Below are 25,854 nucleotides of genomic sequence, written 5' to 3'. Positions count from 1 at the left end.
GTCTTCTCTTTCGTTGACGAGCGCTCCACAAAAAAGGAAGGGTTGTAGCCGGGATTTTGGTGCCGGGTGCGACGTATAGTGAAGCATGGAACGGTCCCTGGCAGCTAGTTTGAACCCAACTCGCCGAGATGCGGGTGTGTCTTCCTCGGTTTCGCCGTCATTAGTTGACGAGCGTTTTGACCACGACTCGTGTGGTGTGGGTTTTGTTGCCTCGGTGGGCGCTTCGCCTTCGCATGTGATTCTGGAGCAGGCGCTGACGGCGCTGGGCAGGCTGGCTCATCGTGGGGCGACGGCGGCTGATGGGAAGAGCAGCGACGGAGTGGGCGTGATGACCGCGGTTCCGCGGTCGCTGCTGGTGAAGGCTGCGAATCTCTCGATCGATGACACGCAGTTGCTGGGTGTGGGGATGTTGCTGATTCCGGCGGCGGAGACGCGTGCCGAGGAGGTCCTGGGACGGTGCCTGCTCTCGCATGACTTCGAGATTCTTTGTTGGCGCGATGTTCCGGTGCGGACGGAGTTCCTAGGGGAGACGGCGCTGGAGACGATGCCGAAGATTCGGCAGGTGCTGATTGTCGACGGTGCAGATGCAGAGCCGGAGACGATGGAGCGGCGGCTGTATCTGGCGCGGAAGCAGTTTGAGCGGGCGCATGAGCAGGGCGACGTTACGGGGTACGTATGCTCGCTATCGTCACAGACGATTGTTTATAAGGCGATGTGTACGGGAGTTTTTCTGCGGGATTTTTATCCTGATCTGGCTTCGGAGGACTACGTTACGCCGTTCGCGGTGTTTCATCAGCGCTATGCGACGAATACGTCGCCTACCTGGCATCGCGCGCAGCCGGGGCGGAAGCTGGGACATAACGGCGAGATCAATACGGTGTGGGGAAACCGGGCGCGGATGGATGCTCGCGACTCGACGCTGCCGGTGGAGTGCAAGCCGGTGCTGACGAAGGATGGGACGGACTCTACGAGTCTGGATGAGGCGGTGGAACTGCTGTCGCAGAATGGCAGGACATTGGCTGAGGCTGTTCGCATGTTGTTGCCGCCGGCGGCCGAAGGGCATCATGAGTCTTCGTTTTTGAGGTACCACACGGATTGCGCGGAGCCGTGGGATGGTCCGGCTGCGCTTGCGTTCAGCGATGGACGCGTGGTGGGTGCGGCGCTGGACCGGAATGGGTTACGGCCTTGTCGATTTGCGATAACGAGTGCGGGGCTTGTGGTTGCCGGGTCGGAGGCGGGGTTGGTGGATCTCGATCCGGAAGAGGTGACGCATAGCGGACGGCTGGGGCCGGGGCAGATGCTTCTGGTGGATCTGGAGAAGCACAAGGTTTATCAGGATGAGGAGCTGCTGGAGCTGTTCGACGTGGGGGCTACGTACGCGAAGCTGGTGGAAGATACTCCGCTGATTGCGGCTGAGACGCCGGTGGTGGATTCGGCTGCGCTGGCTGCGGTGCAGCGTGGATTTGGATATACGCGCGAAGACGTGAAGATGATTTTGCAGCCGATGGCGCTGGAGGGGAAGGACGCTGTGTATTCGATGGGGGACGATACGCCGCTGGCGTTTCTGGCCCGGTCGCCTCGTCCGATCTATGCGTACTTTCGACAGAGGTTTGCGCAGGTGACTAATCCGCCGATTGATTCGCTGCGCGAATCTTGCGTGGTGTCGCTGCATACGCGACTTGGACCTTGGCCTCACATGCTGGATAAAAATGCACCGCTGCCTGGAGTTTCGCTGCCTTCTCCCTTTTTGACGCTGGGGCAGGTTGAGGCGCTGCGGAAGGGTGAGTATCCGCATAAGGAAGAGTTGAAGCTTGCGGAGTTGCAGGCGGTGTTTGGTGCGGAGAAGACGCTGACGCAGGGGATCGATGAGCTGTGCATGCAGGCGATCAAGCTGGTGCGGGAGGGGGCTCGTATTCTGCTGCTGTCTGATCGCAGTGCGAGTGCGGAGAGGCTGCCGATTCCGATGGCGATGGCTACGGGTGCGGTGCATCATGCGCTGGTGGATGCGGGGTTGCGTACGCTCGCTGGGCTTGCTGTTGAGGCGGGAGACTGCAGGGATATTCATCATGCTGCGGTGCTGATTGGTTATGGCGCTGGAGCAGTCTGTCCGTGGCTTGCACTGGAGACGGGCAGGAGTCTTGCGCCTGCGGGTACTGACGCGGCGGATGCTGAGCGGAAGATGATGAAGTCGCTCGATGCCGGGCTGGCGAAGGTGATGTCGAAGATGGGGATCTCGGTGGTGGACAGCTACCGTGGGGCCCATCTGTTCGACATTCTCGGGTTGCACTCGAGCGTGGTGGCGCGATGTTTCTTTGGGACGCCGGCTCCGTTGTCAGGTGTGGGATTTGCCGAAGTGGAGCGGCAGCTGCGGCAGACGTGGACGCCGGGCGAGGCGGTCGCTGTGGCTTCGGCAGAGCTGCCGGACTATGGGTGGGTGCGATTCCGGAAGGCTGATGTTTCGGAGCCGCATGCGTGGCAGCCGCCTACGGTGAAGGCGTTGCAGTCGGTGGTGGGGAGTGCGCGGAATGTTCCGCAGCCTACGGACCCCGCGGGTGCATTTGCGATCTATACGCGGGATGTAATTGCGCGTGATCCTGCGGTGCTCAGGGATCTGCTGGAGATTCGTCCGGCCGGGCCGGAGTTGGTGCTGAGTGATGTGGAGACGCCTGCGAGTTTGTGCAAGCGATTTGTGGCAAGCGCCATGTCGCTTGGGTCGTTGAGTCCAGAGGCTCACCAGACGATTACGGCGGCGATGAATATGCTGGGCGGCCGGTCGAATACGGGCGAGGGCGGCGAGGACTCGGCGGTTTATCGCTTGCATCCCATGGGCGCGGAGAAGACCGACGCGGGTGTAGGAATGAGTGTTGCTGCGCGGGCAGGCGGCGGAGCGGCGGTGGCCGAGGCCGCAGTGGAAGCGCCCGCGGTGCATGTGTCGCTGAACAACAAGATCAAGCAAATTGCGTCGGGACGGTTTGGCGTGACGGCGGAGTATCTCGTGCATGCGGAGGAGATTGAGATCAAGGTGGCGCAGGGTGCGAAGCCAGGCGAGGGTGGACAGTTGCCTGGGCACAAGGTGAGCGGGCTGATTGCGCGGTTGCGTCATGCGCAGCCGGGAGTGGCGCTGATCTCGCCGCCGCCGCACCATGATATTTACTCGATCGAGGACTTGGCGCAGCTGATCTATGACTTGAAGCGCGTGAACCCGAAGGCTGCGATTGGGGTGAAGCTGGTGTCGGGTTGTGGCGTGGGTACGGTGGCTGCTGGTGTGGCGAAGGCTTATGCGGATTACATCGTGATCGCTGGGAACACTGGCGGGACTGGTGCGGCTGCGCTTTCGAGCATCAAGTATGCGGGGAATCCGTGGGAGCTGGGGCTTGCTGAGGCGCAGCAGGTGCTGATGCAGAACGGCATGCGCGGACGCGTGAGGCTGCGCACCGACGGCGGGCTGGCTACGGCGCGGGATATTTTGATTGCGGCGCTGCTGGGCGCGGATGAGTATGCGTTCGGGACGGCGGTGCTAGTGGTGCTGGGCTGCGACATGGCGCGGCAGTGTCATTTGAATACTTGTCCGACGGGGATTGCGACACAGAAGCCGGAGCTGCGGGCGAAGTTCCGTGGAAAGCCGGAGCATGTGGTGCGGTTCTTCGAGCAGCTTTCGGGGGATCTGCAGCATCTGTTAGCTCGGTATGGACTTCCTTCGATGGAGGCGGCGATTGGGCGCTCGGATCTGTTGGAGCAGGTTCGGTTCGATGGGAATCTTGATCTGCAGCCGATGTTGGCGAAGGTGTCGGATGGGCCGAGCCGGTTTATGGGCGTGCGGAATACGCAGCCGGTGGCGGGGCCACCGCTCGATGAGCCCTGGGTTGGGCCGGCGATGACGGCGACGGATGCTGGAGAGCCTTTTGTTGTGGACTCGAAGATTGCTAACTCTGATCGTGCGGTGGGTTCTCGGTTGGCGGGAGAGCTGGCGCTGCGTCGAGCGCAGGGAGAGCTTGCGGCGGATATTACGTTCAACCTGACGGGAACGGCTGGACAGTCGTTTGGCGCGTTCACGGTGGATGGGATGAAGCTGGTACTCGATGGACAGGCGAACGATTTCGTCGGGAAGGGCCTGTCGGGTGGCGAGCTCGTGATTCGAGCGCGTGGTCTGGCGGCGAAGGACAGCGGGAAGCATGTGATTCTTGGCAACGTCGCTCTCTATGGCGCGACGTCCGGGCGGTTGTTTGCAGCAGGACGTGCTGGAGAGCGGTTTGCGGTTCGCAACTCGGGCGCGATTGCCGTTGTCGAGGGGGTGGGTGACCATGGGTGCGAGTACATGACTGGTGGTGTGGTGGCGATTCTTGGCAGGGTTGGCATTAACTTTGGCGCTGGGATGACGGGGGGCCTGGCGTGGGTTTTGGATGCGGATGGTTCCTTCGTGTCGGGGCTGAGGTATCACCCGGAGTTCATTGATGCGGAGTCGTTTGATGTCGTTGGCGCTGAAGCGCAGGAGAGTCTGCGGGCGTTGATTGCGGAGCATGTGAAGGAGTCAGGGAGCGGGCTGGGGCAGGCGATGCTGGCGGATTGGCCTGCGCGGGCTGCGGAGTTCATTCGGTTGACTCCGCGTCCCCAGGCTTAGACGCTGATCAGGCTGCTGTGGTGTGGCATTGGGATGGCGCGCCACAGCAGCGTGAGAGGACGACTGGTTAGATTGCGGCTACGCCGTAGATGTGTTCGGCGATGCACTTCCGTGAGACAGGGATTGCATAAAGATTCATTTTGGAGGAATGAATCGTAATTCATTCTTGGCAAAGTCGTGTGGATTCATTAGAGTGGCGGCACCGGAGATTTCCGGTTTGAGGCCTGGACTGAAACGATTAGCGAAGAAGACGAGGCCTGATTCGATCAAGGCAGATGTGCCGACAACGGGACCCGGAAGCGAAAAATATCAGCGCATTCTGGATGCGGCGGTGGAGGTCATCGCCGAGCACGGTTATTTCAGTTCGCCGGTAAGTGCGATTGCGAAGCGCGCCGGGGTGGCGGATGGGACGATCTATCTCTACTTCAAGAGTAAGGACGACGTGCTGCGGACGGCGATCGACTCGACCTTCGACAAGTTTCATCGGCAGGTGGAGGAGGAGTTCAAGACGCTGCAGGGGCCGCGGGAACAGTTGGAGTACATCGCACAGGTTCACCTGGAGAGCCATGCGGTGAATCGCAGCATGGCGGTGTTGATGCAGACCGAGGTGCGGCAGAGCGCGAAGTTTATCGCGGAGTTTTCGCATCATCATCTGGTGAAGTACATCCAGGTGGTGCGCGAGGTGGTGCGGAGGGGGCAGCAGGAGGGAATCTTTCGGCGCGATGTCTCCGACGGCGTGGTGGCTCACTGCATGTTCGGGGCGATTGATGAGCTGCTGAGTTCTGCTGTGTTTACGGGACGGGTCTATGATTCGAAGGCGACGGCGGCGCAGGTTATGGATGTGCTGCTGAGTGGGATTCAGACGAAGTGAACACCTGTCTTGGTTGTGGTGATTTTGGGAAAAGGGTCGCAAAAGCAGATTCCTCCGCTGCGCTGCGGAATGACAACAATAAATGCGTTGCGGAATGACAACAAAAGAGATTTGGAGATGAATGATGTTTGATTTTGTGACTTTGAATGATGTTTTGGAGCAGGCGACGGGGCGGGGCGGTCTGGCAGTGATGATGGGGCAGGGCGCGGATGGGGCGTGGAAGCAGATTACCTCAGATGAGCTTTATGGGCGGGTTCGTGCGCTGGCGGATAAGTTTCGCGGATGGGGTGTGGGGAAGGGCGATCGCGTGGCGATTGTTTCGGAGAACAGGTGGGAGTGGCCGGTGACGGACTTTGCTACGCTGGCGATTGGGGCAGTGGATGTGCCGCTCTATCCGACGCTGACGCCGGAACAGATTGGGTATATGTTGCGGGACTCGGGGGCGAAGGTGGCGGTGCTGTCGTCGCGGGAGCAGTATGACAAGCTGTCGGCTGCGGGCGAGTTGCCGGAGCTGGAGCATGTGGTGGTGATGGACGCGGGAAGGTTTCCGAATGCGGAGAGCTTTGGCGCGCTGATGGAGGGGGCGAAGACGAAGCAGCAGAGGGATGTGGGCTTCGATGGGATGCTGAAGACGGTGAAGCCGGAGGACCTGGCGACGATTATTTACACGTCGGGCACAACGGGAGAGTCGAAGGGCGTGATGCTGACGCATGGAAACCTGACGAGCAATGTGAACTTCTCGACGGGCAAGATGGGATTTTCGGAGAAGGATAGCTGCATCTCTTTTCTGCCACTGTCGCATGTGACGGCGCGCCATCTGGATTACTCGATGATGTGCCATGGGGCGCGGCTGGCATATTGTCCGAAGTTTGACCAGCTGGCGGCGGCGATGAAGGAGGTGAAGCCGACGGTGTTTGTTGCGGTGCCGCGGGTGTATGAGAAGATTCGGCAGGCGGTGGAGGGCAAGTCGGCTGCGTCGCCGGCGAAGTTGAAGATACTGCGCTGGGCGTTGGGCGTGGGGAAGAAACATCGGCCGGAGATCCTGGCAGGGACGACGCCTGGTTCGGTGAGCTGGAAGATTGCGAACAAGCTGGTGTACTCGAAGATTCGCGAGGCGTTTGGCGGGAGCGCTGAGGTGTTCATCTCGGGCGGCGCGCCGCTTGGGATGGATTCGGCGGGGTGGTTCGCGGATGTTGGGATCCGGATTTTTGAGGGGTATGGGTTGACGGAGACCTCGCCGGTGATTGCGCTGAACTTTCCGGAGGCGCATCGGATTGGGACGGTTGGGCAGGCTTTGAAGAATGTGGAGTGCCGATTTGCGGAAGACGGCGAGCTGGAGGTGCGGGGGCCTTCGGTGTTTGTGGGGTACTGGAAGAAGGAGGAAGCGACCAAGGAAGCATTTACTGCGGATGGGTGGTTCAAGACTGGGGATATCGGGAATATCGATAAGGATGGGTACCTGTCGATTACGGACAGGAAGAAGGAGCTGTTGAAGACGAGCGGAGGAAAGCTGATTGCTCCGCAGCCGATTGAGAATAAGCTGAAGGCGAATGTTCTGGTGGCGCAGGCGGCTCTGGTGGGCGATAAGCACAAGTTTGCGTGTGTGCTGATTTCTCCGAACTTCGCGGCGCTTGAAGGATGGGCGAAGGGGCAGGGCATCAACGCCGGTGATCATGCGGCGCTGGTGAAGGATGCGAAGGTGGTGAAGGCTTACCAGGAGATCGTAGATAAAGTGAATATGGGCCTGGCGAACTTTGAGAGTATGAAGCGGATGAGCGTGGTTGCCGAGGAGTGGAGCGTGGAGGATGGAACACTGACTCCGAGTATGAAGTTGAAGCGCCGGGTGGTGGAGCAGAAGTACGCGAAGGAGATTGGAGATTTCTATGCGGATGAGGCGACTGCATCGAAGGGGTGAGTTAGATGGTTTAGGGGGCGGTGTGTTGCGCGTCATGGGTGTGATGGCGCTTGCTGGTGGAGTTTGTCTGGCGCAGATGGGACCGCCGGTTTGCGCGGTGCCGGCGGGAAAGCAGGTTGCCAGTTTGCGGCCTCAAGTAGGACCGAGGCCTACGGTGGAGGCCGCGGTGGCTACGGGGGAGACCGCGGCGGCAGATCCGACGATGGTGGTGGCGGCAGAGCCGATGGAGAACTTTGGGGTGGCGCGATATCGGCTGGAGGACTACGCCGATTGCGTGGGGACGGGTGGGTGCTACTGGGCGGATCTGGATGCTCAGGCTAAGCGGGCAGAGGCCGGGTTGAAGAGGCTGATCGCTGCGGAGAAGGTGGGCGAGAAGCTGGCGCTGGTCTTGGATATTGATGAGACGTCGCTGACGAACTACTGCGAGATGAAGCGGGAGGACTACGGATTTATCTCGGTGCCGTTCAACGAGTGGGCGGTCTCACCGGAGGCGGACATGCCGATAGCGGGGACGCTTAGGTTGTTCAATGAAGCTCGGGCAGCGGGGTTGGAAGTTTTCTTTATCACGGGGCGGCCTGGGGAGCAGAGGGCAGCTACGGCGAAGAATCTCGAGGCTGCAGGGTATAAGGGATGGAAGGGGCTCGCGCTGCGAGAGGGGCCTCAGAAGACAATGGCTACAGTCGCTTACAAGAGTGAGGAGCGAAAGAAGATTGTGGATGCGGGGTATCGGATCGTGATGAGCGTTGGGGACCAGTGGAGTGACTTGAATGGGGAACCCAGGGCGGAAATCAGCGTGAAACTGCCGAATCCCTTTTACTATTTGCCTTAGGATTGTGCAGGGGGCTTGATTTGGGGACTTTAGTATCCGGCGATAGGACGGTGTTGCGGCGGGCGCGTAAGGCGGGGCGGAGGTTTTTAAATCCGGTGCCTACCGTGATCGGTGGGTTGAGTACGATGTTCAAAGTGCTGCCGCATTATTTGATGAATAAAGCGGAGACGGTGCCGGTGAGGGCGCTGGGGCCGTTCCACACTGATGTTTCGATGTATGACGCGGCTCCTGCGAGTGGGCTCCGGGTGACCTGGATGGGGCACTCCTCGATGCTGATGGAGATTGATGGGCTGCGAGTGCTGATGGACCCGATGTGGGATGAGCGGGCTTCTCCGACGCGATGGGCGGGCCCGAAGAGGTTTTTTGCTGCTCCGATGCGCCTGGAGGAGTTGCCGCCTGTGGATGTGGTGTTGGTGTCGCATGACCACTACGACCACCTGGGCGAGGTTACGATTCGAGGATTGGCGCGGCTGGCGTCGATGCGTGAGGCGAGGTGGGTGACCTCGCTTGGTGTGGGAGAGCTGTTGCGGGGATTTGGAGTTGATACTGCTCGGATCTCGGAGCTGGATTGGACGCAGAGTGTCTCCGTGGGTGGAGTGGAGATCACAGCAGTTCCGTCGCGGCATTTTTCCGGGAGAAGCCTATTCAATCGGTTTGAGACTCTTTGGTCGGCGTTTGTTTTTAAGGGTCTAAAACACAGGGTTTACTTTGGTGCGGACTCGGGATGGTGGGAGGGGTTTGCGGAGATCGGCGCGACGTATGGACCGTTCGACCTGACGATGCTGGAGATCGGAGCGTTTGATGCGCTGTGGAATGCAATTCATCTGGGGCCGGATGGTGCGGCACGTGCGTTCGAGGCGCTAGGCGACAAGGGATTGATGATGCCTATTCATTGGGGTCTGTTCGACCTGGCGCTGCATGCGTGGCGGCAGCCGATAACGGCGATGCTGGAGATTGCCGATGAACGGGGGATTCGGTTGTGGGCGCCAGAGCCGGGACGGCCAACAGAGGTAGTCAGTGGGGTGGAAGTGCGGTCGGATTGGTGGCTGTGAGCGGGCTCTAGTGCCGCGCGAAGTCAACACTGACGATAGTTGCTACCTCTACTGGAACGCCATCCACCAGATAGGGCCGGAAGCGCCAGGTGCGTACTGCGCTGGTTGCGGCGCTTCGTAGCAGGCGGTGTCCTTTGAGGACGCGCAGGTTCTCGACGGTACCTTTTTTCGAGATGATGGCCTGCATAACGACATTTCCCTGCGTATGGGTGAGACTAGCGAGCTTCGGGTAGGTAGGCTTTGGAGCGGAAAGAAGATTCGCTGCCATGACACCGGACGATACGTTGACACGGCGATTGGAGAGCACTGAGGGAGTCCATCGAGTGGCTGCGCGAGGGGCTGGTTCAGGGGAACGAGCATCTGTGCCAGCGGTGGTGTCAGTGGCTACTTCGGCAGAGCTCTCGCTGTAGGCGGGGGCAGAACTTGGCGATGGGTCGAAGGAACTCGATGCGGTTGTGCTGGATTGTCTGGTTGCGATCGGGGATCGCGGGTTTACGGACTGATCGCTTTTGGCCACGGACCTCGAGGTCGTGTTTGATGGGTCGGTGGTGAAGACTGCTGAGGGTTTCTGGGTCTCGTGAGGTAGAGAATCTGCGCTGGGTGGAAGAGTCTCGCTGACGGGGACGGCGTTTGCCTGGGCCGTGTCACGCCCGAGACGCCGGTACACGAGACCCGCAAGGAGCAGCACGCCGCAGAGAAGAAGAATTGGGAATGCATATTGTCTCCCGGAAGAGAACAGATGTTTGGACCGTGTCCAGGGCTGAGCGAAGGCCAGAGGGAATTTCTTGGTTTGCCAAAATTTCTTTGGCTCTGGGTCGTGCTTCGGCTCGTTTGCCTGGTTCGCCTCGACATTCTTCCTGACTTCATTTTGTCGTGTTGCCTGGAGGGGGTCTCGATTTGAATCAGAGTCGTCGTGCCGTGTGAGTGGCGGAACGGCGGCGGAGAACTTCGCATCGTTGGCGTCTCTGACGTGCGGAGTGACGTTCTGGCTGTGGGGTTGCGGCGCAGCGGGCAGCACAAGCGAAGGGATGTTTTCGAGTCGCGGCTCCATTCGGCTAATCCGTTGGTCGATTGAGTCGAGGTAGAACTTGACCTCCAGGCTGCTGAGCTCGAGCCGGGTGAGCGATTCTGTGAGAATGTTCACGTTGGCGTGGGAGTCGGCAGCTATCGGATCGAGTGAGGAAGCAAAGGCGGGCTGGAGGATCAGTTCTTGTGATCCTTGGTCCGGAGTGGTGTCGGAGATAAAGGTATCGTGGTGTGTCGCGAGGGGCGGATGGTCAGGGGAGGAGCGGTCGAGCGCTAGAGAATGTTCGTCAGGGTCGACAATAGATTCTGAACAGGGGCTGTCGGGGTGTTCGGCGCTGATTCGACTGCAGCCTCCCACGCTGATGAGGAAGTCGATGATGAGGTTGACCGGCAGGCTGATCTCGCGGTCGGAGGTGGCGACGTCAGGGCCGCCGCTGGCTACGGCGAGGATCGTGAGGACAGTACGGAGGGAGACCTGGCTCTCCCTTTCCATAAAGGTTTTAGCCAGAACGGAGAGATCGGCGCGAAGCTGGGTGTCCTTTTGAAGCCTTCGGGCGAAGGTGAAAAAGTTGTCCGGTACACCGAAGGCGACGCCACTGCTCCGAAAAAAATCCTGCAGTTCGTCGATGTACTCACCGAACCGGGAGATCGTTTCCTGCGAGTCGGAGAAGAAGGTCATGGCAGTCGTTTTGATGCCGATTGACCCCGAGTGGTGATCCTGCCGGGCATGAAGTGTGGAAATTGGCAGATTGAGGCTTGCGGCCGGTCGATGACACCGATGGTCTGGCCAAGGGGTGCGGCTAACTGAGGTATGATTTCGCTGACGTTTAAAGGAGATTGCGATGCGGGTTGGGATGTTGACTGGAGGCGGAGATTGTCCTGGGCTGAACGCTGTGATCCGGGCGGCGGTACGTAAGGGGATTTTGCACCATGGGGATGAGTTTGTCGGCTTCATGGAGGGGTGGCGGGGCGTGTTAGATGACGTAACGATGCCGCTTACGCTCGCGACGACCTCTGGGATTCTGCATCGGGGTGGGACGATTCTGCGGTCTTCGAGAACGAACGTGAAGAAGATTCCTGGTGGGTTTGAGAAGTGTCTTGAGGTGCTGGGGAGACACAAGCTGGATGCTCTGATTGCGCTGGGTGGAGATGATACCCAGTCGATCAGTTTGGCGTTGAGCGAAAAGGGCGTGAAGTGCGTGGGCGTGCCGAAGACGATCGACAACGATTTGAATGGGACTGACGCCTGCTTCGGGTTTGATACGGCTGTGGGGATTGCCACCGAGGCGGTGGACCGGCTGCACTCGACCGCAGAGGCGCATAACCGCGTGATGGTGTGTGAGGTGATGGGGCGCGATGCTGGATGGATCGCGATTACGGCGGGCATCGCAGGCGGCGCGGATGTGATTCTCGTGCCGGAGGTGCCGATCGATATCGAAGAGGTGTGCCGTTTGGTGAAGTATCGGCGCGAGCATGGGAAGAAGTTTTCGATTGTGGTCGCGGCCGAGGGCGCACAGTTTCCAGAGACTGGGCAGGCGACTCACGGAACTTCTGTCGACTCTTTCGGCCATGCGCGGCTGAGCGGGATTGGGCAGGCGCTGGCGGAGGAGATTGAGAAGCGCACCGGCTACGAGACGCGCAGCGTGAACCTGGGGCATACGCAGCGGGGAGGGACTCCTTCGGCCTATGACCGGATGCTGGCTACGCGGTATGGCGTGGCGGCGATCGACCTGGTGCATGCGGGGAAATTCGGCCGTCTGGTGGTGCTGAAGGGGACCGAGATCACGGATATCCCGTTGGCGGACGCGATTGCCAAGACGAGAACGGTGGGGGAGGACTTACTGGCGGTGATGAAGGGGTTACAGCCGTTAGCTTCCAGTTAACAAAGGGAGATTTTTGTTGTGCCGGTAGACAAAAGGGGGTACAAAGAGGGTGCTGGGTGTTGCTCTGCATCCGGCATCCACTTTGCACTGCTTTCGTCGAACGGAGACTTGTGATGGCTGTGTCGGTACAGGCAACGGTGCGTGAGGTGATGGACATCCGGCAGGCGTCGGAGTATCTGGGCATCAGCGGGGACACGTTGTACAGATACGCGTCGGAGGGGTTTATTCCTGCGTTCAAGCTGGGGAATCGGTGGCGGTTCAAGAAGACGCTGCTGGATGCCTGGATGGATGAGAAGTCGGGCGTGAAGCCACCTGCGCCGATTGCTGTGATGCCAAAGCAAAAGAAGCCAGTTGCGAGGGCGCGGTAGACGGATTGATTAAACTGCTGGCGTTGCACATCGATGGATACGTTGTCCTGTTCGGGGCAGTTGCAGTCGCGGCGTTCTGGTTTGCGATTCAGCTTTGCTGGTCGGCTGCGGGCAAGCCCTGGTATGGAGTGGTGGGGCGGCTTGTGGGGGCGCTGGCGCTGCTGGGACTGGGAATCGTGATGATCTTTTTTACTGCCTTCGGGACCTGACTGAGGGGTTCGATTATCTGCGATGGAGGTTCGAACCTCTGTGCCGTATGGTGCGTGCTGCTTAGGCCGGTTGAAGTGTAATGACCGTGATCTCCGGAGGACAGTTGAGTCGGAAGGGCAGCCCCACGGTGCCGATACCGCGATTAACGTAAAGCTGCATCTGATTGAAGCGATAGTGGCCTTCCGGATATTTTTCGCCTAGCGGAGGCAGGATGAGCGGGCCGAGGAAGGGCAGACGGACCTGGCCGCCGTGGGCGTGGCCGGAGAGCATGAGATCGACGAGCGGGCCGCGGGGATGGGCGATGACTGTGTCGGCGTAGTCGGGTTCGTGCGCCATGAGAATGACTGGGCCGTCGGGCTTTGTGGGGATGGCGAGATCGAGGTTGGGAGCGCTGGTGCCGGGGTCGTCGACGCCGCAGAGCCAGAGACGAGCGCCGTTGCGTTCGATGGGAAGATACTGGTTAACGAGAACTGGCGTGCCGCGGCTGGAGAGAGCCTGGATGACCATCGGGGCGTCGACGGCTACGTCGTGATTGCCGAGGATCGCGTAGCGCAGGGGGGCGGTGAGGGTGGCAACGATCTCGGCGCAGCGGTGGGCTGCGTGTTTGCCGGCTATGAAGGTGATGGAGCCGTGGGTGATGAAGTCGCCGGTGAGGAGGACGAGGTCTGCGGCCAACGTGTTGACTTTGCGGATGACGCGCTCGAGGAAGAAGGGCTCGGTGTACTCGTCGAGGTGGATGTCGCTGAGTTGAACGATGCGGTAGCCATGGAAGGCGGAGGGGAGATTCGCGATGGCGATGGGACGTTGGACGATGTCGACTTCGTGGCGAGCGATCTCTCCGGAGTAGAGAGCCAGAGCTGCGGCGGCGGTCCCTGAGCCTATGAGGAAGTTGCGTCGAGTAAAGCGCGACGGCTGAGCGGATTGAGAGCCGGGCATACTTCATGATACCGGGTGGAAGGGGATAGACGAAAGGCGGTGTTCGATCTGGGAGTTGGGTAGAATCAGAGGTAATGAATTTTAGTTTGAGAAAGAAAAGAGCCGGCGCCGCGGCGAAGGTAGCTGGAGTTGATGGGATACTGGTCACACATCTCCCGGACGTTCGTTACTTGTGTGGGTTTACCGGCTCGAGCGCGGTGCTGGCGTTGGTGGGCGCACGCGCAACGCTGTTTACCGATGGACGGTACACGGTGCAGGCGCGGGCGGAGGCGGCTGGGACTAAGGTCGTGATTGCGAAGAAGCCGGCTGTGGTGGCGGCTTGTGAATGGCTTGAAGCAACTGGGGTGAGGCGCTGTGGGTTCGACGCGGCGCATACGACGGTGACCGCTTTGGAGACGATGCGGAAGGCGCTTTCGGCGAAGGTGCGACGGGGGATGTTTGTGGCGGTGGGGCCGGTGGTGGCCAGGATGCGAGAGGTGAAAGATGCCGACGAGATAGAGCTGATACGGGCCGCTGCGCTGGTGGGGTGCGATCTATTTGATGGCATGCTGACGTATCTTGAGGCGGGGCTGACTGAGGTGGAGGTGGCGGCGACGCTGGAGTACGCAGCGAGGCTAGCGGGTGCGGAGGGGATGTCGTTCGATACGATCGTTGCGAGTGGAGAGCGATCGGCGCTGCCGCATGGGCGAGCGACGAGGGCAAAGCTGCCGAAGCAGGGGTTCGTGACGTTGGACTTCGGTGTTATTCTCGACGGATATTGCAGCGATATGACCCGTACCGTGCACATGGGCAAGGCGTTGCGTAATGAGCGGGACGTGTATGATTCTGTGCTGGAAGCGCAGGAGGCTGCGGTCGCCGCTGTGGCGCCGGGCGTGACTGCCGGAGAGGTGGACGAGGCGGCCAGGAGCGTTTTGCGGAGGGTGAAGCTGGATAAATACTTCAGTCACTCTACCGGGCACGGTGTTGGGTTGGAGATTCATGAAGGACCGAGACTTGCAGCGAAGCAGACGCAGGTGTTAAAGCAGGGAATGGTGATTACAATCGAACCTGGTGTGTATATGCCGGGACAGTTCGGTTTGCGCATTGAAGATATGGTTTTGGTGACGGCTAATGGCGGTGAAGTTTTGACGCCCAGTGTGAAGGCCTGGATAGAGCTCTAAAAAAGACATGGTGCCGGAAGAGGCACGGGAAGAGACATGATGGACGGAAATAAGTTGAATGAGCTGCGCGAACTGGTCGAGTTTTTGAAGGCGAATGAGATCGCCGAGTTCGATATGGAGCAGGACGACCTGAAGGTGCGGATCAAGTTTGCGGGTGAGCCTGCTGCCGCGCCTGCCGGTGGGTTTGATATGGCGCAGTTGAGTCGATTGATGGCGTCAGCTCCTGCTGCTGCGCCGGTGTCTGCTGCTGCTCCTGTGGGTGGGGCGATTGCAGCTGCTCCGGCTGCTGAGGTTGAGGAAAAGCTGCATGAGGTGAAGTCGCCTATTGTGGGGACCTTCTATGAGTCGCCGTCACCGGGCGCGCCTGCGTTTGTGAAGGTAGGCGATCAGGTGGAAGTGGGGCAGGTGCTCTGCATCGTTGAGGCCATGAAGCTGATGAACGAGATTGAGTCCGATGTGGCCGGCGAAGTGGTGAAGCGGATCGCGGCGAGCGGCCAGCCGGTGGAGTATGGACAGGCACTGTTTGCCATCAAGTCGCGATAAGAGACGGTAGCGATCCGTCAGCAAAGATTCGTAAAAGATCGATGGAAGGCTCCTGTATTTATGTTTCGTAAGGTATTGATTGCCAATCGTGGGGAGATTGCACTGCGCGTGATCAGCGCTTGCAAAGAGATGGGTATCCGCACGGTCGCGGTATATAGCGAGGCTGATCGGAATTCGCTTCATGTGCGGTTTGCCGATGAGGCGATCTGCATTGGACCTCCACGTTCGGCGGACAGCTATCTGAATGTGCCTGCCGTGATCTCGGCGGCTGAGATTGCGGACGTTGACGCGATTCATCCCGGGTATGGATTGTTGAGCGAGAATGCGAACTTCGCAGAGGTGTGCCGGGCTTCGAATATCAAGTTCATTGGGCCTCCGCCAGAGGTGACGCGGATGATGGGCGAGAAGTCCACGGCGCGACAGACGATGAAGAAGGCGAAGGTGCCGATTCTGCCGGGGTCGGACGGCGTGATTGCCGACGAAAACGAAGCGCTGGAGTGGGCGAAGGATGTGGGATATCCGGTGATTCTGAAGGCTGTCGCAGGCGGCGGCGGTCGCGGAATGCGCATCTGTCGCAACAAAGAAGAGCTACCGGGGATGTATCAGCAGGCTTCTACGGAAGCAGCGAATGCATTCGGCAACGGCGATATGTACATGGAGAAGTTCATTGAACGACCTCGGCATATCGAGTTCCAGGTGCTGGCGGATGAGCATGGAAATGTAATGAGCCTGGGCGAGCGGGAGTGTTCGATTCAGCGTCGGCATCAGAAGCTGATCGAAGAGGCTCCTAGTCTGATGATCACGCCGAAGTTGCGGGAGGAACTAGGTAAGACGATCAAGCGAGCGCTGGAGAATATCGGTTATTGGAACGCCGGGACCATCGAATTTTTGATGGATGAGGATGGCAAGATCTACTTCATCGAGATGAACACCCGGATCCAGGTGGAGCATTGTGTCACCGAGATGGTTACAGGAATTGACCTGGTAAAGGCTCAATTACGGATTGCCGCGGGGGAGAAGCTGACCTCGATTATTACGCGCCCGGTGGAGATTCGTGGACATGCGATCGAGTGCCGGATCAATGCAGAACATCCGGAGAAGTTCACGCCCAGCGCCGGAAAGATTACGGCTTTCAATCTGCCGGGCGGCAATGGGGTGCGGGTGGATACTGCCCAATATGCTGAGGGATTTGTGCCGCCTTACTACGATTCGTTGATCGCAAAGCTGATCTGCCATGGATCGGATCGCGAAGATGCGATGAACAAGATGCAGCGGGCTCTGAGCCAGTTTGTGGTGCAGGGAATCCATACGACGATTCCGCTGCATGAGAAGATCTTTGCGGATAAAGAATTTCGGTCGGGGCAGTTCGATACGAAGTTTATGGAGCGATTCTTCGAGCGGCAGAAGGACAGCTAGGTGGAGACCTCTCTGCCTCGCTTGTATCCGATTGTGGATGACGGGTTTCTGGTGAGTCGCGGCTTTACGGTTGAGCGATTCGCGAAGGAACTAAGAGCAGCTGGGGTTGGGCTGCTCCAGTATCGCAGTAAGACGACAGGTCCTCGGGAGGTTCTGAGGGTTGCAGCGTTAATTCGTGATGCGATGGCTGGAAGTGAGTGTCGATTGATTTTGAATGACCGGGCAGATCTCGCGTTGCTTGCCGGGTGGGATGGAGTTCATGTAGGGCAGGAGGATCTGTCGCCTGATGAAGCACGCCGGGTTGTGGGGGCACAGCGTTGGGTGGGGGTTTCGACGCATACCGAGGAGCAGGCTCGACAGGCGGAGTTGAGTTCTGCGGATTATGTTGCCGTGGGGCCGGTGTTTGCTACGGGGACGAAGCTGGATGCGGAACCGATTATTGGTTTGGCGGGTGTGAGGCTGGCGCAGAGACTGACGAAGAAGCCGATTGTGGCGATCGGTGGAGTTACGCGGGCGAATGCGCGAAGTGTGATCGATGCCGGGGCGGATTCGGTTGCGGTGATCAGCGCATTGATCGCTGAGGGGGAGTCGGTTGAGAAAGTGGCGAGAGACTTTCTCGATGTTTTGCGGTAGAACAGACGAACGTGAATCTTGTGAAAAAAATAACAGCAGATCCCCCTGCTTCGCTTCGGGATGACAAACAAATAGGCATTGTGGACGATGCTGCACCGGTGTCGTCGGCTCCTCAGTTTGTACAGGGGATGGGGCTGTTTTCGGCGACCGCGATTGTGATGGGTTCGATGATCGGGTCGGGCATCTTCATTGTGTCGGCGGATATGTCGCGCGGGTTGGGTTCGCCGGCGTTGCTGATTGCGGCCTGGCTGGTGACGGCGGCGATGACCATGATCGGCGCGCTGAGCTACGGGGAGCTCGCGGCGATGATGCCTAAAGCCGGTGGACAGTATGTTTATCTCCGCGAGGCGCTTGGGCCGCTGTGGGGTTTTCTTTATGGGTGGACTCTTTTCCTGGTGATTCAAACAGGGACGATTGCGGCCGTGGGGGTTGCGTTCGGAAAGTTTCTTGGAGTTTTCTTTCCGAGTGTGAGTGCGCAGAACTGGATCTGGCACATTGGGCATGTTCCGCCGTGGCATGTGGGACCGATGGTGTTGGGCAACATGGATATTGGGCTGAATACGGCGAACCTGTCGGCGATTGTGGTGATCACGCTGCTGACGCTGCTCAATACCTTTGGCGTGAAGATGGGGGCGGCAGTGCAGAATGTCTTCACCTCTGCGAAGGTGCTTGCGTTGGCGGCGGCGGTGCTGGTGGGTGTGCTGGCAAAGAATTCGGTTGCGGTGGCGGCGAACTTTGGGGCGGGCTGGCAACACTTCTGGACGGGGGCAGGATGGCACACGTTGCATGCGGTGCAGGTGGGGGTGGGTGGCCCGACCGCCTATGTTGGATTGCTGACAATGGTGGCGGTGGTTCAGGTGGGATCGCTGTTCAGCTCGGATGCGTGGAACAACGTTACCTTTACGGCGGGCGAGATCAGGAACCCGAAGAAGAATCTTCCGCTCTCGTTGGCGATTGGCACGGGTGTGGTGCTGCTGCTGTATGTGCTGTGCAACTTCGTTTATCTGAGTGTGCTGCCGCTGGCGGGCGATGCAGCGGCGACGACGATTGTGGGCCGAGGGATTCAGTTTGCTTCTGAGGACAGGGTTGCGACGGCGGTGATGGAGCAAGCCCTTGCTGGCTACGGCGCGAGGCTGATGGCTGCGGCGATTCTGATCTCGACCTTTGGATGTGTAAACGGAATGCTCCTGGCGGGTGCGCGGGTGTACTACGCGATGAGCCGGGATGGGCTGTTTTTTAAGTCTGTGGGGAGGCTGAGTGAGAGGTCGAAGACGCCGGTGAACTCGCTGTGGGTGCAGTGGGCGTGGACCTGCCTGTTGTGCCTCTCGGGGAGTTATGGGCAGCTTCTGGATTATGTGATCTTTGCCGTGCTGGTCTTTTATATTCTGACGATTGCGGGGCTGTTTGTGCTTCGGCGGACTCGGCCGACGGCGGCGCGGCCTTATCGGGCGTTCGGGTATCCTCTGCTGCCGGGGCTTTATATCGTGATGGCGCTGTGGATTTGTGCAGTACTATTGCGTTACAAACCTCAGTACACGTGGCCGGGCCTGATAATTGTTCTGTTGGGCATACCGGTGTATCTGGTGTGGAAGCGACAAGCTGTCGCGGATGCTGTTTAGGAAGTTGGGAGATTAGAGCGCGCATGGGAAATTTGTTTGCCAAGAAGTCGATGAACAAGATGATGGCCGAGGCCAATGAACATGGCGTCGATACACTGGAGCGGGTGCTGGGGCCAGTGCAGTTGACTGCACTCGGCATCGGCGCGGTGATCGGTGCAGGTATCTTCGTGCTGAGCGGATTGGGAGCGAGAACCGCCGGGCCTAGCCTGATGCTGGCATTTGTGCTGAGCGGGTTGGGATGCGCCTTCGCGGGATTGTGCTATGCGGAATTTGCGGCGATGATTCCGTTGGCAGGCAGCGCCTACACCTATGCGTACGCGACCCTGGGTGAGTTGATCGCGTGGATCATCGGGTGGGATCTGACGCTTGAGTACGCGATGGGCGCGAGCACGGTGAGTTCGGGTTGGTCGAACAATTTTGTAGAGATGCTGAACATCTTCCATCTCAGGTTTCCCTTATGGCTGGCCTATGATCATTGGACGGGGCTGAGGCAGGCGACCGATCGTGTGGCGAGAGGCATGGTTTTGAGCTCTCATCCGGGCATGGTTCCGGGTACTCCAACGTTCAGCGATGCGATGGACGCATTGAAGGCGGCGCATCCGCCCGAACTTGAGACCCAGGCGCATGCGCTATTGAATGCACCACACATCTTTGGAGTGGAGATCGGGGTCAATGTACCGGCTTTCCTGATTGCGCTGGTGATTACAGCGGTGCTCGTGGTGGGCATTAAAGAGAGCGCGAAGTTCAACGCGACCATCGTGGCTATCAAAGTTGGAATCGTGCTGTTTGTGCTTGGGCTGGGATCACACTACATCACCAAGTCGAATTGGGGGACGGACTGGCATAGCTTCGCGCCGTTTGGCGTTGGCGGAATTGGACTGGCTGCTGGTCTGGTCTTTTTCTCGTACATCGGTTTCGACGCTGTGTCGACGACGGCGCAGGAGGCAAAGAATCCGCAGCGCGATCTGCCAATTGGGATTATCGTGTCGCTTTCTATCTGCACGCTGCTCTACATCGGAGTGGCGGCCGTTCTGACTGGGATGGTGCCGTGGCGCGAGGTGAATATTGAAGCACCAATCTCGCGGGCCTTTCTCGATCACAACTTGGCGTGGGCTTCAAACATCGTGACCATTGGTGCGCTGGCCGGGTTGACCAGCGTGATGTTGGTGATGTTGCTGGGGCAGAGTCGGGTACTCTACTCGATGGCACACGACGGTTTGCTGCCGAAGAAGTTTTTTGGGGATATCCACCATAAGTTCAGGACGCCGTGGAAAGGTACGATCCTCGCAGGCCTTTTAGCCGCAATTGTGGGAAGCATTACTCCCATCGACGATATTGGCAAGATGGTGAACATCGGAACGCTGTTGGCGTTTGTCATCGTATGTATCGCCGTGATTGTGCTGCGGAGGACCGATCCTGATCGCGCAAGGCCGTTCAAGACACCGCTGGTGCCGTTCGTGCCGATTCTTGGGATTTTCTTCAATGGCTACATGATGTACAAGCTGGGAATCTGGAACTGGGTCCGATTGATCGTGTGGCTGATTATCGGGCTCGTTGTCTATTTCACCTACAGCAGAAAACACAGTACGCTGCAGCAGAGCCTTGAAGCGAAGGAGTCAGTGGAGATCAAGTAGCAGACAGATTTTGAGAGCAAGAAGGGCGTCCGGCTTCGGCTGGGCGTCTTCTTTCATTTGGCTCTGATTTGCTCCTAGACTAGTGGTTGCTAATTTCTCAGTGGGCTCTTGGGGCTGGCGGACGCGGTCGGGGAGTTGGGTGCGGCGGTCGGCGCCGCCTGAGGCAGGATTGGAAGAATTACGGTATTCGCGGACGTGGGGTCGTCGCGCAGGCGGAGAAAGAAGCCGGTCTTTGCGGGGCGGGGGAGCGTAAGAGCGGTACCAACGAACCCTTCCGGGACAGTGATTGGAGAGGTAAAGGCAACGTCGGTGGCGATGGAATCTACCAGATAGAGGCTGGAGCCGGTGACAGTGCAGGGCTGGGTGGTGTCGGCGGGGCAGTGAAGGTCTTTGAAGGTTGGGAGGCGGACGAGAGTGACAAGTGGGAGCCAGTCGCCGGTGGTTCCGTCGGGGGAGACGGGGCGAAGGCGGAGTGGCCCAAAGGCGGAGGCGCCAAAGTCTTTGAGGGGATCCAGGGTGGCGAGGATGGTGTGCGGATTTTGAAGTACCAGGTTGCCGGAGGAGACACTCAGGGTGGTGTGCAGACTTTCGTCGGCGTTCGCTATCTCAATCTTGCCGGAGCGGGGAAAGGGCACAACTGACTTGAGGGAGAAGGTGAGTTGCTGGTCGGCTGGCAGATCGTCCTGGTCGGCTAGGTGGATGGGCGTAGTGCTCGATTGGCCGATGTTCTTGCTGATGAGAGTAACGGAGGGCCGTGGTGGCGAGACCGTGACGGGAAGGGTGAGGGTGCGACCGTCTTTGAGTGACAAGCTGGCGGTAAGATGGTCGCCGACGCGAAGTTTGGGCGCCTGGCTGTTTGGGGGAAGGGTAAGACGAAGTTGAGTGTCGGAGTTAGGTGGTGCGGGAGTTGGGGTCGCGGTGTCCTGATTAGAGGGCGTGCTTGGCGGAGCGGGGGTAAAGGTGAGGTCGTTGATGGTTAGCTGCTGGACCTGATCGAGGCTGGAACCGGTGAGGTCTGCGGTGGTGTCCCCGGCGTGGAGTTCGAGCGAGGCTAGACGTGCGGGTTCAGAGTAAGTCTTGGCGGCGACTGTGCTTGCCTTCGTGTCGCCAAACTGTTTGATAGCGAGGTGAAGGGCACCCGGGTTGATGGATTTGAGAGAGACGGTTACGTCGACCGCGGCAGGTTTGCCCGTTGGCTTCCACTTGGTTTCGACCAATTTGCCGGCGCTGGTGTCGAGAGAGATGGTGTCGACGCATGCGGTGCCGGTGGAGCTGAGCATGAGATGATTTTCGCGGCCTGCGATCAGGACGTCATCGTCGGCGAGCTTCCAGTCTTTTCCTGGGGTGTCCTGGAGCTGGAGGGTGGGACCTTTGAAGGCGTCGAAGCCCCAAAAGCCGGTAATGGTGCCGGTGTCGGTGTTGGTGGTTTGATGCGCTGCAGGTGCAGAGGCCGCTACCGCCGGTTGGGATTCCGGAGTTGCGTTGGAACTGACGTTTTGTACAGGGTCGGAGTTTGCGTATGGGTTCGATTCGAGGGACAGGGGCTTCCGCGCGGGTGCGTGGGAGAGGACGAGGCCGCCTTCAAAGGCGTCCGGCTTAACCGGAATATCGGTGCCGCCGTTGGGGCCATCGATATGAAGGACGAGATCGTGTGCCAGCGTGGTCGCGTAGACAAGAGGCGCGCCCTCTACAGGAAGAACAACAGCGGGTTTGAGCAGGCAGGAGACGCTGTCAGGACTGGAGGCGCGGAGGGGTGGGGGGACCGAAGCCTGAATTGCAGGAAGGCCGATGACGATGACGGATTTGGGGTTGTTGAAGGAGGGTGGGGTGTTGAGGCGAAGGTTGAGAGCATCGCCATCAGGAAAGGCAATTGCGGGAATGTATTGATACTTGGCGGTGTGAAGGCTACTGGTGATGCGGATAAGATCCACGATAGCACCGACATAGGCGCTGTAAGTACCTGCTCCGGCGAGTTGGGTATAGCTGGCCTGAGCGATGAAGTCAGAGTTTGCTCCACTGCTCAACGCGTCGGCGACGGTCTGGCCATGGCCATCATCGAGAAGACTTTGGTTTCCGGCTTGAGTGAGACAAGCGGCCTGCATGTCGACGGGGCGTTTGAAGCAGTCTCCGTTCGGCTTGAGATTGAGGGTGCGGGAGAGAAGATCAGAGTGTTCGGCGAGACCCTTGGAGTCTTCGGGTGGCACACGGCGGATAGCGGCGAGGTAGGCCTCAATGCGGGCCTGCTCGAAGCCGGCCTCGATGAGGTCTTGAGACGCGCGGACGAAGATGCCGGGGCGACCGCGAACCGCGGAGCGAAGGGTGCTGAAATCGCCCCCGGTTTCGGGCGCAAGGAAGAGGATTACCTGCTGAGCCTCGGTGGGAACAGTGATGGTGACGCCCTCTTCGCGGACCTTCTTATTCCAGGTCTGGATTTCAAAAAACCAGTTGTCTGGCGGAGGATTTGTGGTTCCGCGCAGAAAGGCGGCGACCAGGAGGTAGTGAACTGATTGCGTGGGGGGGAGGTCTGCACGGAGCCAGATCTTGTCGCCAGGCTGCAGGTTGGGGACTTGGGCAATGGGCAGAACTTTGCCAGAGCGCGTGACGTGGACGTCTACCTTTGGCCCAGCCAGGTCGAAGCGCGCAGGGTCAGCGTGGAGCAGCGAACAAGCCAGAAGGGTGGCAGCGAGGGCTCCAAGGAAGCGCGAACGACGAAACGCTTTTGCCATCATTCCATTTTAGACGGGAATGAGCTGGGTGCGGATGTAACCGTGCCGCATTGAATCTTTATCGCAACTGATGCTGCAGTCAGTTACGGATGCGCGCCGAGAGATGGTCGCCGGCGATGACGCCGTCGCGGATGGTGACGATGCGGTGGGCGTATTCAGCGATGTCGGGCTCGTGGGTGACGAGGATGATGGTGTTACCGCCGGCATGAAGTTCGTCGAACAGAGCCATGATCTCGTCGCCCGTTTTGGAGTCGAGGTTGCCGGTGGGTTCGTCGGCGAGGATGATTGAGGGTTTGTTCACCAAGGCACGGGCGATGGCGACGCGCTGACGCTGACCGCCGGAGAGTTCGTTGGGCTTGTGCATCATGCGAGTGCCGAGACCGACTGACTCGAGGACACTCTTTGCTCGCTCGGTACGTGCCGCGGCTGGTGTGCCGTTGTAGATCAGAGGCAGCTCGACGTTGTGGAGCGAGGTGGCGCGGGCCAACAGGTTGAAGGTCTGGAAGACGAAACCGATCTCCTTATTGCGAATCCGGGCGAGCTCATCGTCGTTAAGCTCGGAGACGTCATGGCCGTTGAGCCAGTAGCGGCCTTGGGAGGGCGAGTCGAGACAACCAATGAGATTCATCAGGGTGGACTTGCCGGAGCCAGAGGGACCCATAATGGCAACGTACTCATTGTGGCGGATGCGGAGGTTGACACCGCGGAGGGCGTGCACCTGCTGATCGCCCATCTCGTAGGTCTTCCAGAGATTGTCGGTGACGATGACGTCTCCGGGGGTGGGTCCGGAGGCGTTGCTGGTGCTTAGGTTGGATTCGACTGCAGTTTCAATGGCCATCCGGTTCTCCGTGCTCCTACGTGTTTCAGGATAGTACGTTTGGGGTGGTGGGATGGTTCCGCGGTATTGACTGAGTCACTCCGAGAACAACAATTTTAGGGCTTTTTTCAGTATATTCAGGTTTTTTTCTTATGATTTGTCGGAGTCGCCTGGAGCTTCAACGCTGTTGTCTACTTTGACGGAAGTTCCACTCTTTAGGGTTCTCAGGATTCGATAGCGTCCAGTGACGATTTCATCACCGTCTTTCAAACCGCTGAGGACCTCGATATCTGTGGCTCCTGTGACCCCAGTGGTGATTGGAACGAAGATGGCGCGGCGCTTTTTATGGTCTGTCCGGAGCACGTAGACCCCCTGGACCGGTTGAGGTTTGCGTTCGGGAGCGCTGGAGGTGGAAGCGGATACTACGCTTGGTTTGCCTGCGTTCGCTGCGAGTGCTTTTTCGACGGCAGGATCACGCTGCACGAGTGCCTGAATGGGTATGATGAGCGCGTTCGGCTTGTGGGCGGTTGTTATCTTTGCTGTAGCCGAGAGGCCCGGGCGAAGGTCGTCGGAGGCCTGGTCGAGGGTGACGACGACCTTGAAGTCCTTGGCTTCCTCGGTACCTGTGGTGCTCTGTGTGGTCGAGAGGCCGGTGGTTCGGAGAAGGGCCTGATCGCCAACCTCGGTGACGTGGCCTTTGAAGACCCGACCTGGCAGCGCGTCGACGGAGACATCAGCGGGCTGGTTCAGGGAGACGTTGACAATGTCAGTTTCGTCGACCTTGACCTCCGCTGTAATGACGGACATATCGGCGAGGGTCATGATTGTGGATCCGCCGGCGTTCTGGATACCAACGACGACAGTTTCGCCCTCACGCACGGGAACGTTGGTAACAAGTCCATCGAACGGGGCGCGGCTGATGGTTTTGTCGAGGGCGTCGAAGTTTGCACGCTGACTGGCGACTGCCTGGTTCATGTGGCCGCGTTGCGATTCGGTCTGCGCGATAGCTTGAGCGAGAGCAGCCTGCCGCTGGGCGAGGGTAGCGGAAGCCATGTCGTACGCGGCTTTCTTGGCGTCGAAGTCCTGTTTCGCGATCAGCTTTTCGTTGTACAAGGACTCGGCGCGGCCGAAGTCGAGTTTTTTCTGTTCAAGGTCAGCTTTGCCCTGGGCGATGTTTGCCTCGGCGGTCTTTTCCGCGGCAGTGTAGCTGGTGATGTCTGTGCGCGATGAGGCGATAGTCGCTTGCTGGGCTGCGACGGTGGCCTGCGGTTGGACACTTTCGACCGTGGCGAGGGTCGTACCAGCCTTTACGTGATCGCCTTCTTTGACATAGAGGTGGGTGATGCGCCCGAAGGCGGTGGCACCGACGTTGACGTAAGTCTTCGGCTTGATTTGGCCGGTGCCGTTGACGATAGAGACCAGATCCTGGTGCACGGCCTTGCCTGTGGAGACCTTCGTAACGCTGGCCTGCCCATGAAGGATGGTGCCGACGACGATGCCTGCAAGAACCAGGACCGCAACTACGATCAAGAGGATTTTCTTTGTGCTCATTGCCGCTTTCTATCGCACCTCCGCGGCAGTGCAGAGGTGGTTGGGAG

Annotated in this window: 19 protein-coding genes; 14 read left to right on the top strand and 5 right to left on the bottom strand. The window is 59.1% G+C overall.

Annotated elements, in window-relative coordinates:
- Nucleotides 1-85: 85 nt before the first annotated feature.
- The 5 genes from HDF12_RS14360 (at nucleotide 86) to HDF12_RS14340 (ending at nucleotide 9,285) form a co-directional block, all read left to right on the top strand.
- Entirely contained in the window at nucleotides 86-4,618 is a 4,533-nt protein-coding gene (locus tag HDF12_RS14360; RefSeq protein WP_179584438.1) for a glutamate synthase-related protein, read from the top strand.
- 277 nt (nucleotides 4,619-4,895) lie between these two features.
- Nucleotides 4,896-5,489 carry a TetR/AcrR family transcriptional regulator gene (locus HDF12_RS14355; RefSeq protein WP_218892467.1) on the top strand — a complete coding sequence of 198 codons (594 nt, stop codon included), beginning with the start codon at nucleotides 4,896-4,898 and terminating at the stop codon, nucleotides 5,487-5,489.
- Between the two features lie 121 nt (nucleotides 5,490-5,610).
- The gene (locus tag HDF12_RS14350) at nucleotides 5,611-7,404 is read left to right on the top strand and encodes an AMP-dependent synthetase/ligase (RefSeq protein WP_306458029.1); all 1,794 of its coding nucleotides are present in this window, start codon (nucleotides 5,611-5,613) and stop codon (nucleotides 7,402-7,404) included.
- Complete coding sequence (locus tag HDF12_RS14345; RefSeq protein ID WP_257025672.1) at nucleotides 7,373-8,233, top strand: HAD family acid phosphatase; 861 nt, start codon at nucleotides 7,373-7,375, stop codon at nucleotides 8,231-8,233. Before HDF12_RS14350 ends, HDF12_RS14345 begins: the two co-directional genes overlap by 32 nt.
- Before the next feature lie 20 nt (nucleotides 8,234-8,253).
- Entirely contained in the window at nucleotides 8,254-9,285 is a 1,032-nt protein-coding gene (locus tag HDF12_RS14340) for an MBL fold metallo-hydrolase (RefSeq protein ID WP_257025671.1), read from the top strand.
- 7 nt (nucleotides 9,286-9,292) lie between these two features.
- Here HDF12_RS14340 and HDF12_RS14335 read toward each other — a convergent pair whose 3' ends face one another.
- Nucleotides 9,293-10,990 carry an energy transducer TonB gene (locus HDF12_RS14335; RefSeq protein ID WP_179584434.1) on the bottom strand — a complete coding sequence of 566 codons (1,698 nt, stop codon included), beginning with the start codon at nucleotides 10,988-10,990 and terminating at the stop codon, nucleotides 9,293-9,295.
- A gap of 163 nt (nucleotides 10,991-11,153) precedes the next feature.
- Between HDF12_RS14335 and HDF12_RS14330 the strand changes: the two genes are divergently transcribed.
- From HDF12_RS14330 to HDF12_RS14320, 3 genes are all read left to right on the top strand, one after another.
- Nucleotides 11,154-12,194 carry a 6-phosphofructokinase gene (locus HDF12_RS14330; RefSeq protein ID WP_179584431.1) on the top strand — a complete coding sequence of 347 codons (1,041 nt, stop codon included), beginning with the start codon at nucleotides 11,154-11,156 and terminating at the stop codon, nucleotides 12,192-12,194.
- A 113-nt stretch (nucleotides 12,195-12,307) separates the two neighbouring features.
- Nucleotides 12,308-12,562, top strand: a complete 255-nt coding sequence (locus HDF12_RS14325; protein ID WP_179584429.1) for a helix-turn-helix domain-containing protein — start codon at nucleotides 12,308-12,310, stop codon at nucleotides 12,560-12,562.
- A gap of 5 nt (nucleotides 12,563-12,567) precedes the next feature.
- Nucleotides 12,568-12,771, top strand: a complete 204-nt coding sequence (locus tag HDF12_RS14320) for a hypothetical protein (protein WP_179584427.1) — start codon at nucleotides 12,568-12,570, stop codon at nucleotides 12,769-12,771.
- A gap of 61 nt (nucleotides 12,772-12,832) precedes the next feature.
- Here the strand turns inward: HDF12_RS14320 and HDF12_RS14315 are convergent, their stop codons facing one another.
- A complete protein-coding gene (locus tag HDF12_RS14315; protein ID WP_179584425.1) occupies nucleotides 12,833-13,708 on the bottom strand; it encodes a metallophosphoesterase in 876 nt (291 codons plus the stop codon).
- 86 nt (nucleotides 13,709-13,794) lie between these two features.
- Between HDF12_RS14315 and HDF12_RS14310 the strand changes: the two genes are divergently transcribed.
- The 6 genes from HDF12_RS14310 (at nucleotide 13,795) to HDF12_RS14285 (ending at nucleotide 20,713) form a co-directional block, all read left to right on the top strand.
- Nucleotides 13,795-14,868: a M24 family metallopeptidase gene (locus HDF12_RS14310; RefSeq protein ID WP_306458028.1), complete on the top strand. Its 1,074-nt coding sequence runs from the start codon at nucleotides 13,795-13,797 to the stop codon at nucleotides 14,866-14,868.
- A gap of 39 nt (nucleotides 14,869-14,907) precedes the next feature.
- Nucleotides 14,908-15,411 (top strand): acetyl-CoA carboxylase biotin carboxyl carrier protein, encoded by a 504-nt coding sequence (gene accB, locus HDF12_RS14305; RefSeq protein ID WP_179586919.1) that lies wholly within the window; start codon nucleotides 14,908-14,910, stop codon nucleotides 15,409-15,411.
- Between the two features lie 60 nt (nucleotides 15,412-15,471).
- Entirely contained in the window at nucleotides 15,472-16,827 is a 1,356-nt protein-coding gene (accC, locus tag HDF12_RS14300) for an acetyl-CoA carboxylase biotin carboxylase subunit (RefSeq protein WP_179584421.1), read from the top strand.
- Complete coding sequence (thiE, locus tag HDF12_RS14295) at nucleotides 16,828-17,460, top strand: thiamine phosphate synthase (protein WP_353071617.1); 633 nt, start codon at nucleotides 16,828-16,830, stop codon at nucleotides 17,458-17,460.
- A gap of 128 nt (nucleotides 17,461-17,588) precedes the next feature.
- Nucleotides 17,589-19,079 (top strand): APC family permease, encoded by a 1,491-nt coding sequence (locus tag HDF12_RS14290; protein ID WP_218892548.1) that lies wholly within the window; start codon nucleotides 17,589-17,591, stop codon nucleotides 19,077-19,079.
- Nucleotides 19,080-19,102: 23 nt separating this feature from the next.
- The gene (locus HDF12_RS14285) at nucleotides 19,103-20,713 is read left to right on the top strand and encodes an amino acid permease (RefSeq protein ID WP_179584419.1); all 1,611 of its coding nucleotides are present in this window, start codon (nucleotides 19,103-19,105) and stop codon (nucleotides 20,711-20,713) included.
- Nucleotides 20,714-20,802: 89 nt separating this feature from the next.
- Here the strand turns inward: HDF12_RS14285 and HDF12_RS14280 are convergent, their stop codons facing one another.
- The 3 genes from HDF12_RS14280 to HDF12_RS14270 all read right to left on the bottom strand — a co-directional run bounded on the left by HDF12_RS14280 (nucleotide 20,803) and on the right by HDF12_RS14270 (nucleotide 25,807).
- On the bottom strand, nucleotides 20,803-23,442 hold the full coding sequence (locus HDF12_RS14280; RefSeq protein ID WP_257025670.1) for a hypothetical protein: 2,640 nt from the start codon (nucleotides 23,440-23,442) through the stop codon (nucleotides 20,803-20,805).
- Between the two features lie 76 nt (nucleotides 23,443-23,518).
- Complete coding sequence (locus HDF12_RS14275; RefSeq protein WP_281376719.1) at nucleotides 23,519-24,277, bottom strand: ABC transporter ATP-binding protein; 759 nt, start codon at nucleotides 24,275-24,277, stop codon at nucleotides 23,519-23,521.
- 129 nt (nucleotides 24,278-24,406) lie between these two features.
- Nucleotides 24,407-25,807, bottom strand: a complete 1,401-nt coding sequence (locus HDF12_RS14270) for an efflux RND transporter periplasmic adaptor subunit (protein ID WP_179584417.1) — start codon at nucleotides 25,805-25,807, stop codon at nucleotides 24,407-24,409.
- Between the last annotated feature and the right edge of the window lie 47 nt (nucleotides 25,808-25,854).

Source organism: Tunturiibacter gelidiferens, assembly GCF_013410115.1.
Lineage (GTDB): Bacteria > Acidobacteriota > Terriglobia > Terriglobales > Acidobacteriaceae > Edaphobacter > Edaphobacter gelidiferens.
This window is presented reverse-complemented; position numbering and strand designations above follow the sequence as displayed.

What these genes read in the sequence shown, in the direction of transcription:
- HDF12_RS14335 (WP_179584434.1), bottom strand. Translation starts at nt 10,990, where the DNA reads ATGACCTTCTTCTCCGACTCGCAGGAAACGATCTCCCGGTTCGGTGAG.
- HDF12_RS14285 (WP_179584419.1), top strand. Translation starts at nt 19,103, where the DNA reads ATGGGAAATTTGTTTGCCAAGAAGTCGATGAACAAGATGATGGCCGAG.
- accC (WP_179584421.1), top strand. Translation starts at nt 15,472, where the DNA reads ATGTTTCGTAAGGTATTGATTGCCAATCGTGGGGAGATTGCACTGCGC.
- HDF12_RS14275 (WP_281376719.1), bottom strand. Translation starts at nt 24,277, where the DNA reads ATGGCCATTGAAACTGCAGTCGAATCCAACCTAAGCACCAGCAACGCC.
- HDF12_RS14360 (WP_179584438.1), top strand. Translation starts at nt 86, where the DNA reads ATGGAACGGTCCCTGGCAGCTAGTTTGAACCCAACTCGCCGAGATGCG.
- HDF12_RS14270 (WP_179584417.1), bottom strand. Translation starts at nt 25,807, where the DNA reads ATGAGCACAAAGAAAATCCTCTTGATCGTAGTTGCGGTCCTGGTTCTT.
- accB (WP_179586919.1), top strand. Translation starts at nt 14,908, where the DNA reads ATGGACGGAAATAAGTTGAATGAGCTGCGCGAACTGGTCGAGTTTTTG.
- HDF12_RS14325 (WP_179584429.1), top strand. Translation starts at nt 12,308, where the DNA reads ATGGCTGTGTCGGTACAGGCAACGGTGCGTGAGGTGATGGACATCCGG.
- HDF12_RS14280 (WP_257025670.1), bottom strand. Translation starts at nt 23,442, where the DNA reads ATGATGGCAAAAGCGTTTCGTCGTTCGCGCTTCCTTGGAGCCCTCGCT.
- HDF12_RS14330 (WP_179584431.1), top strand. Translation starts at nt 11,154, where the DNA reads ATGCGGGTTGGGATGTTGACTGGAGGCGGAGATTGTCCTGGGCTGAAC.
- HDF12_RS14290 (WP_218892548.1), top strand. Translation starts at nt 17,589, where the DNA reads ATGGGGCTGTTTTCGGCGACCGCGATTGTGATGGGTTCGATGATCGGG.
- HDF12_RS14315 (WP_179584425.1), bottom strand. Translation starts at nt 13,708, where the DNA reads ATGCCCGGCTCTCAATCCGCTCAGCCGTCGCGCTTTACTCGACGCAAC.
- HDF12_RS14350 (WP_306458029.1), top strand. Translation starts at nt 5,611, where the DNA reads ATGATGTTTGATTTTGTGACTTTGAATGATGTTTTGGAGCAGGCGACG.
- HDF12_RS14345 (WP_257025672.1), top strand. Translation starts at nt 7,373, where the DNA reads ATGCGGATGAGGCGACTGCATCGAAGGGGTGAGTTAGATGGTTTAGGG.